Annotated in this window: 8 protein-coding genes, 1 rRNA gene and 1 riboswitch; of the genes, 4 read left to right on the forward strand and 5 right to left on the reverse strand. The window is 65.7% G+C overall.

Annotated features, from left to right (window positions below):
- Positions 1–171: 171 nt before the first annotated feature.
- Positions 172–2,466: a 5-methyltetrahydropteroyltriglutamate--homocysteine S-methyltransferase gene (gene metE, locus CFB89_RS27155; protein ID WP_089470536.1), complete on the reverse strand. Its 2,295-nt coding sequence runs from the start codon at positions 2,464–2,466 to the stop codon at positions 172–174.
- A 126-nt stretch (positions 2,467–2,592) separates the two neighbouring features.
- Between metE and CFB89_RS27160 the strand changes: the two genes are divergently transcribed.
- Positions 2,593–3,501, forward strand: a complete 909-nt coding sequence (locus CFB89_RS27160; RefSeq protein WP_089470537.1) for a LysR family transcriptional regulator — start codon at positions 2,593–2,595, stop codon at positions 3,499–3,501.
- 22 nt (positions 3,502–3,523) lie between these two features.
- Here the strand turns inward: CFB89_RS27160 and CFB89_RS27165 are convergent, their stop codons facing one another.
- The gene (locus tag CFB89_RS27165) at positions 3,524–4,246 is read right to left on the reverse strand and encodes a CbtA family protein (protein ID WP_089470538.1); all 723 of its coding nucleotides are present in this window, start codon (positions 4,244–4,246) and stop codon (positions 3,524–3,526) included.
- A gap of 13 nt (positions 4,247–4,259) precedes the next feature.
- Positions 4,260–4,469, reverse strand: coding sequence for a CbtB-domain containing protein (locus tag CFB89_RS27170; RefSeq protein WP_034175140.1), 210 nt, complete (start codon positions 4,467–4,469; stop codon positions 4,260–4,262).
- A gap of 32 nt (positions 4,470–4,501) precedes the next feature.
- Positions 4,502–4,645, reverse strand: a riboswitch (cobalamin riboswitch).
- Between the two features lie 45 nt (positions 4,646–4,690).
- Between CFB89_RS27170 and CFB89_RS27175 the strand changes: the two genes are divergently transcribed.
- From CFB89_RS27175 to CFB89_RS27185, 3 genes are all read left to right on the forward strand, one after another.
- Positions 4,691–5,281: a histidine phosphatase family protein gene (locus CFB89_RS27175; RefSeq protein WP_089470539.1), complete on the forward strand. Its 591-nt coding sequence runs from the start codon at positions 4,691–4,693 to the stop codon at positions 5,279–5,281.
- 166 nt (positions 5,282–5,447) lie between these two features.
- A complete protein-coding gene (locus CFB89_RS27180; protein ID WP_089470540.1) occupies positions 5,448–7,040 on the forward strand; it encodes an inorganic phosphate transporter in 1,593 nt (530 codons plus the stop codon).
- A gap of 287 nt (positions 7,041–7,327) precedes the next feature.
- Positions 7,328–8,071 carry a 2OG-Fe(II) oxygenase gene (locus CFB89_RS27185; protein ID WP_179233538.1) on the forward strand — a complete coding sequence of 248 codons (744 nt, stop codon included), beginning with the start codon at positions 7,328–7,330 and terminating at the stop codon, positions 8,069–8,071.
- Between the two features lie 268 nt (positions 8,072–8,339).
- Here the strand turns inward: CFB89_RS27185 and CFB89_RS27190 are convergent, their stop codons facing one another.
- Both CFB89_RS27190 and rrf read right to left on the reverse strand, forming a co-directional pair.
- Positions 8,340–9,764 carry an MFS transporter gene (locus CFB89_RS27190; protein ID WP_089470542.1) on the reverse strand — a complete coding sequence of 475 codons (1,425 nt, stop codon included), beginning with the start codon at positions 9,762–9,764 and terminating at the stop codon, positions 8,340–8,342.
- Positions 9,765–10,311: 547 nt separating this feature from the next.
- A 5S ribosomal RNA gene (gene rrf / locus CFB89_RS27195) occupies positions 10,312–10,424 on the reverse strand.
- Positions 10,425–10,433: the final 9 nt, after the last annotated feature.

A 10,433-nucleotide genomic window follows, 5' to 3' on the forward strand; every position in this document is an offset into this window, starting at 1 on the left:
CTCACGCAACGGCCAAGCGACATCGCCTGCCCGTCTGCATGGGACATCCGGCTGCACGCCGCAACGCCCTCGCCTCTTCCCGAACATTCATGACGACAAGCGGCCCGCACATGCGGGCCGCAAGTATGCCGCCCGATCATCGACCGCGACGGCCCGCGCGCAGCGTTCGCGCTACCGCACCTGGCTACGCAGCGTCTTCGCGGCGGCCACCATGTTCGTCAGCGCCGGAATCACTTCCGCCCACTGGCGCGTCTTCAGCCCGCAGTCCGGGTTCACCCACAGACGTTCCGCCGGAATCCGCTCGGCCGCCTTCTTCATCAGCCCGACGATGTGATCCTGCGTCGGGATGTTCGGCGAATGGATGTCGTACACGCCCGGCCCGATTTCGTTCGGATACTTGAAGGTGTCGAACGCATCGAGCAACTCCATGTCCGAGCGCGACGTCTCGATCGTGATCACGTCCGCGTCCATGTCGGCGATCGACGCGAGGATGTCGTTGAACTCCGAATAGCACATGTGCGTGTGGATCTGCGTATCGTCCTGCACGCCGTTCGCGGCGATGCGGAACGACTCGACCGCCCACGTCAGATAGTCGCTCCATTGCGCGCGGCGCAGCGGCAGCCCTTCGCGCAGCGCCGCTTCGTCGATCTGGATCACGCGCACGCCGGCCTTCTCGAGATCGAGCACTTCGTCGCGGATCGCGAGCGCCAACTGGTAGCACGATACCGAGCGCGGCTGGTCGTCGCGCACGAACGACCAGTTCAGGATCGTCACGGGGCCGGTCAGCATGCCCTTCATCGGCTTGTCCGTCAGCGACTGCGCATAAGCGATCCATTCGACCGTCATCGCCTTCGGACGGCTGATGTCGCCGAACAGGATCGGCGGCTTCACGCAGCGCGAACCGTACGACTGCACCCAGCCGAACTGGCTGAACGCATAGCCGTCGAGCTGTTCGCCGAAGTATTCGACCATGTCGTTGCGCTCGGCTTCGCCATGCACGAGCACGTCGAGTTCGAGCGATTCCTGTTCGCGCACGCTGCGTTCGATCTCGGCCCGCATCGCCGCGCGATAGCCGGCTTCATCCAGCGCGCCGGCCTTGAACCGGCTGCGCGCCTGGCGGATTTCGGCGGTCTGCGGGAACGAGCCGATCGTCGTCGTCGGGAACGCCGGCAGGTTCAGGCGCGTCGACTGCTTCGACGCACGCTGCGCATAGGGGCTCGCGCGGTTGCCGAGCGGCGCGTCGATGCGCGCGACCGCGGCCTTCACCGCCGGGTTGTTCACGCGCGGCGAGCGGCGGCGCGACTCGATCGCGGCGGTATTCGCGGCGAGCGCATCGGCCACCTTGTCGCGGCCTTCGTTCAATGCGGTCGCAAGCACCTTCAACTCGTCGAGCTTCTGCAGCGCGAACGCGAGCCACGAGCGGATTTCCGCATCGAGCGTCTCCTCGCTCGCGAGATCGACCGGCACGTGCAGCAGCGAGCACGACGGCGCAAGCCACAGGCGGTCGCCCAGCTGCTTCGCGAGCGGCTCGAGCCAGTCGAGCGCGGCGGTCAGGTCGGTCTTCCAGATGTTGCGGCCGTTGATCGCGCCCACCGACAGCACGCGCTCCGGCGGCAGTTCGCGCACCAGCGCGTCGACTTCGTCGCGTGCGTTGATCGCGTCGACATGCAGGCCGTCGACCGGCAGCGACGCCGCGAGCGTCAGGTTGTCCTGAAGCTGGCCGAAGTACGTGGCGAGCAACAGCTTGATGCGGCGCGTTTCCAGTGCCGCATACGCGGTGCGAAATGCGTCGCGCCATTCGGCGTCGAGTTCGGTCACGAGGATCGGCTCGTCGATCTGTACCCATTCGACGCCCTGCGCGGTCAGCGTGTCGAGCAGCGCGCCGTACACCGGCAGCAGCTTCGGCAGCAGCGCGAGGCGATCGGAAGCGTCCTTCGCCTTGCCGAGCCACAGGTACGTGACGGGGCCGAGAATCACCGGTTTCGCATGCACGCCCTGCGCGTTCGCTTCGGCGAGTTGCTGGAGCAGACGCGACGGATCCAGCGAGAAATTCGTGTCCGCATGGAATTCCGGCACGATGTAGTGGTAATTCGTGTCGAACCACTTCGTCATTTCACCGGCGGCGACCCCGCCGCAGCATGCCGCATGCTCCTCCGCCGACTGCGCCGAACGGCCGCGTGCGACGCGGAAAGTGTTGTCGAGCGCATCGCCGTGGAAGTCCTGCACGCGCTTCGGCAGGTTGCCGAGCGTGAAGCTCATGTCGAGCACCTGGTCGTAGAACGCGAAGTCGCCGATCGGCGCGAGATCGAGATCGCGCTGCTCGTGCCAGTGGCGCCGGCGCAGTTCGGCGCCGAGCGCCTTCAGTTCGTCGCGCGACGATTCGCCCTTCCAGTAGCGTTCGAGACCGAACTTGAGTTCGCGCTTCGCGCCGATGCGCGGAAAACCGAGATTGTGTGTCGTGACCATGAAGCTGCCGTCCAGAAGAAAGTGTCGATCCGGCAGCCATCATAGGGATTTCAAACCATGAAATAAAATGGCATTATTTCATTCATCCATTAACATTTTTCATGCGCCCTCGGATGCACACGATCCATGCTGGAACGATTCCACCTCGTCGTCATACGTGAAGTCGAGCGCCAGGGCTCGCTGACCGCGGCGGCCCATGCGCTGCACCTCACGCAATCGGCACTCAGCCATACCGTCAGGAAAATCGAACAGCAGCTCGGCACGCCGATCTGGGACCGCGAAGGCCGCGGCCTGCGGCTCACGCAGGGCGGGCAGTATCTGCTGAAGCTGGCGAACCGGCTGTTGCCGCAATTCGAGCTCGCCGAGGAGCGGATGAAGCAGTACGCGAAGGGCGAGCGCGGCACGCTGCGCATCGGGATGGAGTGCCACCCGTGTTACCAGTGGCTGCTGAAGGTCGTGTCGCCGTACCTGTCGCGCTGGCCCGACGTCGACGTGGACGTGAAGCAGCGCTTCCAGTTCGGCGGCATCGGCGCGCTGTTCGGTTACGACATCGACGTGCTCGTCACGCCCGATCCGCTGAACAAGCCGGGGCTGCGCTTCGATCCCGTGTTCGACTACGAACAGGTGCTGGTGGTCGCGGATTCGCACCGGTTCGCGAATGCCGATTACGTGACGCCCGAGCAACTGACCGACGAGATCCTGATCACGTACCCTGTCGAAACCGATCGGCTCGACATCTACAACCAGTTCCTGACGCCAGCCGGCATCGTGCCGAGGCGGCACAAGTCGATCGAGACGACCGACATCATGCTGCAGATGGTGGCGAGCGGGCGCGGGGTGGCCGCGCTGCCGCGATGGCTGGCCGACGAGTACGCGGACCGGATGCCCGTCGTGCCGGTCAAGCTCGGCAAGCAGGGCATCGCGAAGCAGATCTTCCTCGGCATCCGCGAAGCGGACGCAGCGATCGACTATCTGGCCGCGTTCGTCGCGCTGGCGCGCGAATCGACGTGGAGCGCGCCGCGCATGCTGCGCTAGGCGGGCCCGGTTGCCCCGCGCGTCAGGCGGCGCGCATGCCGGCGCGTTCGCCGCGCTCGACCCATGCGCCGAACAGCAGGCCGATCGTCGTCCACATGATCACCTGCATGCCGATGGCCGCGACGCGAAACTTCCACAGCAAGGCCGCCGGGAAATCGGCCGGCAGCTCGCTGACCGACGGCAGCCCGATCTGCACGGCCGCGATGATCGCGACGAACACGAGCCCGGCGACGATCGACGCGTTCCACTGGCCGAGCTTCGCCAGCAGATGGCGGCGCACACCGACCGAGAACACCATCGTCGCAACCGAAATCGCGATCATCAGGAAGAACAGACCCGTGCGATAGCCGATCGTGTCGGGGTCGCCGACCGACGGCGGATTGGCCGGATACTTGAGGTTCGGCACGATCACGAGCGCGACGAACGCCGCCAGCGCGAGCCACGCGGCCAGCGGCCGTGCCGGCAGGCGGCTGCCGCGCCCGTACGCATACGCGAAGACCAGCGAGAACAGCCCGCCGAATGCCGCGCCGTAGGTCACGACGCCCGTCAGCAGCCCGATGCCGGCCTGCGTGTGGCGGCTGACCAGCTCGGGTTCCGGCGCCTCGCCTTGCGCGGCGGCGTTTTTTTCTTCGAGGGAGATCGCCTGATCGACTTGCGGTTCGCCGACGATCCTGGCGAAACCGAACGTGAGGAGGCCCGCGGCGATGCCTGCGAGCATCCCGCGCATGAGCAGCTTTCCGACCATCGTAGGCTCCGCGTCAGTGGCAGGGAAAGCCGAGCAGATGGCGGCCGTCGTGGACGAATTCGTGTACGACCATGCCCGGCACGAGCGACGTCGCGCCCTGTTCCGCCCCGACGAAATACAGGGCGAGCAGCAGGATCAGGCCGACGAACACGGCCCAGGGCAACAGCTCGCGGACGGGGATGGGTGCCGGCACGACCGCCGGCTTCAGCACTGCTTCGCTCATGGATGCACCTCAGGGGAATCGCGCCCCGACAAATGATGGATGGGTACGAAGGCAGGTCTGGCTTCCGGGATCGTCGATTCCCCGGTTACAGTGGCGCGACCGCGCCGGAATTGCACCGGCTTCCACGCTTCGTATCGGGCGAATTGTACGCGCGAACGTTCGCGTATTGAAGCGATGACACACGGGTCGGCGCGCCCCGCTCCGGATCATCCGACACCGACATGACCATGCCTGCCTCGCTCTGCCTGATCGCACACGCATCGACCCGCGCGATGCGCACCGGCACGTTTCCCGACGATGACCCGCTCGACGCGCACGGCCTCGCCGAAGCCGCCGCGCTGCGCGGCCGGTGGACGGGCGTTGCCGGCTCGCGCGTGCTGTGCAGCCCGGCACGCTGCGCAACGCAGACCGCCGAGGCGCTCGGGCTGCACGCCGACATCGACGCCGCGCTGCGCGACATCGACTACGGCAACTGGCGCGGCAAACGGCTGCACGATCTCGCGCGCGACGTGCCCGACGAACTGGCCGTGTGGATCGGCACGCCGTCCGCGTCGCCGCATCGCGGCGAATCGTTCGACGCCGCCGCGCATCGGGTCGGCACATGGTTGGACGGATTGCCGCGTGATCGCGACGTCGTCGCGATCACGCATGCGCCGATCGTCCGCGCGGCCATCGCGCACGTGCGGCGGATGAGCCTCGAAGCGGCCGCGCGTCTCGACGTCGCGCCGCTGTCGCGCACGACGTTCGTCGCGTCGCCGGGCGGCTGGACGTTGGCCGCGACGGCCGACGACGTGCGCGACACCCGCGCGTAAACCGCTGTCGTGTTCACTATGTGAGCCGACGATGCGAGCCCCGCGCTTCGCAGGCAGCCGCTCGCCTTACATCTCTGTAAGACACGCCGTTCGTCATCCCGACTGTCATCAAACTGACTGCTAGCCGCGGCTAGGATCGGACGCGGTTCCCTCACGAGATGCCGTCATGAATCAACCTGCTTCATCCGCCCCGAACAATCCGGGCTCCGTCGCACGCACCCGGCAGATCGGCTATGCCGCGTTCGTGCTGGTGCTCGTGCTCGGCGCCGTCTATATCGCCACGCACCTGGTCGACGATCTGGCACCGGTCCGCGAAGGGACGCTGTTCCCGTACCTGCTGCTCGGCGCCGCGCTGCTGATCGCGCTCGGCTTCGAATTCGTCAACGGCTTCCACGACACCGCGAATGCGGTCGCGACCGTGATCTATACGCACTCGCTGACGCCGAACGTCGCGGTGATCTGGTCGGGCATGTGGAACTTCCTCGGCGTGATGGTCTCGAGCGGTGCCGTCGCGTTCGGCATCCTGCAGTTGCTGCCGGTCGAGCTGATCCTGCAGGTCGGCAGCGGCTCGGGCTTCGCGATGGTGTTCGCGCTGCTGATCGCCGCGATCGTCTGGAACCTCGCGACCTGGTATTTCGGGTTGCCGTCGTCGAGCTCGCATACGCTGATCGGGTCGATCATCGGCGTCGGGCTGATGAACCAGCTGATGCACGGGCCATCCGGCACGAGCGGCGTCGACTGGGGTCAGGCGCTCGGCGTCGGCAAGTCGCTGCTGTTCTCGCCGATCGTCGGCTTCCTGTGTGCGTCGCTGCTGCTGCTCGTGCTGAAGGCCGTCGTGCGAATTCCCGAGCTGTACAAGGAACCGCCGAAGGACCAGCCGCCGCCGTTCTGGATTCGCTGCCTGCTGATCCTGACTTGCACCGGCGTGTCGTTCGCACACGGGTCGAACGACGGGCAGAAAGGGATGGGCCTCATCATGTTGATCCTGATCGGCACGGTGCCCACCGCGTATGCGCTGAACAAGGCCGTCACGCCGGCCGAATCGCAGACCTTCGTCGCGGTCGCGAGCCAGGCGGCCGCGACGTTCGGCAAGTACACAAACGGCGTCGCGCCGTCCGCGAACCCGCGCGCCGATGTCGAACACTACGTGCAGCACCGTGAACTGACGCCCGCCGTGCTGCCGGCCGTCGCGCAGTTGTCCACGTCGCTCGCGACCGCCGTCGGCGCATCGGGCTCGATGGCGGCCGTGCCGCAGCGCGACGTCGACAACGTGCGCAACACGATGTATCTGGTGTCCGAGGCCATTCGTCTGATGGAGAAGTCGGGCCAGCCCGCGTTCGCCGCCGACGACAAGCTCGCGATCGACAACTATCGCAAACAGCTCGACCACGCGACGAAGTTCATTCCGACGTGGGTGAAGGTCGCCGTCGCGATCGCGCTGGGTCTCGGCACGATGGTCGGCTGGAAGCGGATCGTCGTGACCGTGGGCGAAAAAATCGGCAAGCAGCATCTGACGTACGGACAGGGCGCATCGGCCGAACTGGTCGCGATGCTGACGATCGGCGCCGCCGACATGTACGGGCTGCCCGTGTCGACGACTCACGTGCTGTCGTCGGGTGTCGCGGGCACGATGGCGGCGAACGGCTCCGGGCTGCAATGGAGCACGGTGCGCAGCCTCGTTCTCGCATGGGTGCTGACGCTGCCGGCGTCGATCGCGCTCGCGGGAGGGCTTTACTGGCTGTTCCGGTCGCTGGCCTGATCATGGACGCGGCGGGTGGCAGGCGATAGCCGGCTACCCGCCGCCGCGGTAGGTTGGGCTTGGCGCTTCTCGGCTTCTCCGCTTCCCTCTCCGCTCCGGCCCGTCGGCACATTCAGTGTGTCGATGCCGCGCTTCAACGTTCCCCCGTTTCCTGGCCGGAATTAAAGCGCAAGATCTGGAGCGTGCCGGCGCCCGGACGCCGCTAGACTGGGTTCATCAACTTTCATCGTGGATTCGACCGTGCGCGACCGCACGGCGCCACACCGCCGATGCCCCGAGGTACGCCCGTGAACATTGCCGATCTGCACCCTGCCGTCGAACCGCTGGACATCGCGCAACGCGTCGACTCCCTCGACTGGCCGAGCGTCGGCGCCGACCTCGATCGCTACGGATGCGCCCACGTGCCGGGCCTGATGTCGGCAAGCGAGTGCGACGCGCTCGCGTCGCTCTATCCGCACGATGCGCTCTATCGTTCACGCGTCGTGATGGCTCGGCACGGCTTTGGCCGCGGCGAGTACAAGTATTTCGCGTATCCGCTGCCAGCGGTCATCGCCGAGCTGCGTACGACGATCTACCCGCATCTCGCGCCGATCGCGAATCGCTGGAACCAGGCGCTGGGGATCGACGTCCGTTATCCAAAAGACCATGTGGCGTTCCTCGATCGTTGTCACGCGGCGGGACAGACGCGACCGACGCCGCTGATCCTGCAATACGGCGCCGACGACTACAACTGCCTCCACCAGGACCTGTATGGCGAGCACGTGTTTCCGCTGCAGGTCGCGATTCTGCTGTCGGCGCCGGGCCGCGATTTCAGTGGTGGGGAATTCGTGTTGACGGAACAGCGACCCCGCATGCAGTCGCGTGCGGACGTGGTGCCGCTCACGCAAGGCGACGCAGTGATCTTCGCGGTACACGGCCGGCCCGTGCAGGGAACCCGCGGCGTCTATCGCGTCAACCTGCGGCACGGTGTGAGCCGGATCCGAAGCGGCCACCGCCATACGGTCGGCATCATCTTCCATGACGCGCAGTAGCGGGAGCCGGGATTGCTTGACGGTCAGCGCAATCAGGCGCTGCTGCCGCGCCGCGTATCGCATTCATGCTCGTCTCGGCACCGCATGCCGTCGCCAGGAAAGCGCTCCAACCGGGCATGACCGGCCGGAACGCCGCTCGCCCGCGGCGACCCAAGACCGACTGCGCTGACCATCAAGCGAACGCGGCCGCAACGAATCAGCGCTCCCGGTAAGCGCCGCAAAACATGCACACTCACCTGTCGCCCGCCGATTCGATTGGCAGTCCAGCCTATCCTCGTGCGACGCTGGCCCGCAGCCGGTCGCCGGCATCGGAAGCCAGCCGGGCGTAGCCCGGCAACGTCAGTAGCGCGAGCACGCCCGCCGCGACGAAGGCCCAACGGAAATCGTCGAGCACGTAGTGCATGCCGGCAGCATCGCCGCGCACCAAAGCGGCGAGCCGCAACGACAATGCACCGAACGCGATCCCCATTCCGATCGTCATCTGCTGCGCGGCGCTCCACAGCGTGCTGGCCGCGCTCGTCTGCTGAGCCGGGATGTCTGCATACGCCAGTGTCGCGAGCGTCGTGAACTGCATCGACCGCGTGAGCCCGTAAACGAATACGACGAGCAGCGTGATCGCCAGCGGCGTCGATGCGGTCAGCCAGCCGCATGCGATCGTGAAAATGCCGACGATCGTTACGTCGATGAGCGCAACGCGCCGAAAGCCGTAACGGTCGAGGATCCACGACGTGCCCGCCTTCATCCCGAGATTGCCGAGCGCGCTCGCGAGCAGCAGCAGCCCTGACTGGAACGGCGACAGTCCGAAACCGATCTGGAACAGCAGCGGCAGCAGATACGGGACGGCGTTGATCGCCATCCGCGTGATCGAGCCGGTGATGACCGTCACCGAGAATGTCGGCACCTTCAGCGTCGTGAAATCGAGCAGCGGATGCGCGCAGCGTCGCGCATGCAACCATGCGGCGATGCCGAACAGCACGCTTGTGCCCACCAGGGCACCCGCGCGCGTGAAGTCGACATCCTGCTGTCCGGCCGCTTCGGTGCCGATCAGCAGGCAGGTCAATGCGCCGCCAGCCAGCACGAAGCCTCCCCAGTCGAGCGGCCGTTGCTCGTCGGCCCGCGTATTCCGGACGATCAGCCAGGTACAAACGAGCGCGGCCAGGCCGAACGGGACGTTCAACAGGAAGATCCATCGCCACGACGCGTAGGTGGTGATGAAGCCGCCGATCGGCGGCCCGACGACGGGCGCGACGATGCCCGGCCACGTGATCGTCGCGATCGCACGCATCAGCTTCGCCTTCTCGGTACTGCGCACGACGATCATCCGCCCGACCGGCACCATCATCGCCCCGCCGACACCCTGCAGCAGTCGGGCAGCCGTGAACGACATCACGCCTTCGGACAGCCCGCATAGCACCGACGCGCCGGTAAAGACGATGATCGCGCTCGCGAAGACGGTGCGCGAACCATAGCGATCCGCGATCCAGCCGCTGATCGGAATGAACACCGCCAGCGCCAGCATATAGGCCGTCATCCCGAGACTCAGTGCATTCGGCCCGACGCCGAACGAGCGCGCCATTTGCGGCAGCGCGGTCGCGATCACGGTGGTGTCGAGATACTCCATGAAGAACGTCGCGGCGACGAGATACGGCAAGAAGTCGGTCGTCCGACCTCTTTGGGCGGGGCTGTCAGTCATGAACGATGCGGGAGACGGAATGCAAAAAGCGCCGATCGCCGGCGGATGCAGGCAAGTACCGGGAATCGGGACGAACGGTGATATTACCCCGAAGGGCTTGCTCCCCGCTCTGCCGAACATGTCGCGCGAATGAACTTTATGCGCATAGATCTTTATGATGATTTCGCGCGGCGTGAGCGGAGTGACGCGGATGACACGGCGCCTAGAAGAACGGGTAGAGGCGCGGATTTTTCGCCAGAAAGCCGTATTTATCGATCATTGTCGACCAACATCGCTCATTACGGCCATCACAACATCATCATTGGATGCGTGGCGTTGGCTGAACGGATGGTACGGTCAGTGGAAGGAGGAGCCGGGAGATTCCGGACGGTACAACAGCAGAGTATTCGAGCACGGCAGAGCACTAAAGGAGGGGCTCGATGCTGCGATGATTTGCGTCAGGGCAAGCCGACGGACGTAGCCTCGGTAACGCTTCGCTGCGCGCTTTTTAGGACGCTGAAATGCAAAAACCCCCGCCTGGTCGGGCGGGGGTTTCTGACTTGAGGGAGCCTGACGATTACCTACTTTCACACGGGAATCCGCACTATCATCGGCGTAGAGTCGTTTCACGGTCCTGTTCGGGATGGGAAGGGGTGGGACCGACTCGCTATGGTCATCAGGCAAAGGGGG

Origin of the sequence: Burkholderia sp. AU16741, assembly GCF_002223345.1 — a bacterium.
Classification (GTDB): domain Bacteria; phylum Pseudomonadota; class Gammaproteobacteria; order Burkholderiales; family Burkholderiaceae; genus Burkholderia; species Burkholderia sola.